Source organism: Pseudomonas sp. UF-293 (genome assembly GCF_058245595.1).
Map to the genome: position 1 here is coordinate 1 of NZ_JBSICA010000090.1, position 302 is coordinate 302.

At 53.6% G+C, this 302-nt stretch carries 1 pseudogene; it reads right to left on the minus strand.

Annotated features, from left to right (window positions below):
- Positions 1 to 98: pseudogene (locus AC4IHP_RS27895) on the minus strand (transcriptional regulator HexR); the annotation flags it as partial.
- Positions 99 to 302 lie beyond the last annotated feature (204 nt).

The following is a 302-nucleotide window of genomic DNA, read 5'->3' on the forward strand; positions in this document are numbered from 1 at the left end:
GTCATTCCCGTTGCCAGCACATCCAGCACCGTTAACTGAATGATCCGCGAGGTCATCGGCATATAGATGTCGGTGTCCTCCGGCAGCGGAATGTTCAGGCTCCCACACTCGATCTTCAGTGAACATTGAATTTGCGTTCAAAACAAATTCCCTGTGGGAGCGGGCTTGCTCGCGAAGAGGGCGGATCAGTCAGTCGAGATTCCGAATCAATTGAATTCGTCACCTACCGGATACCGGCTGGCATTCAAACTCTCTTTGATCTTGCGCAGATGCGGCTGGAAATCCACGCCACGGCGCAGGGT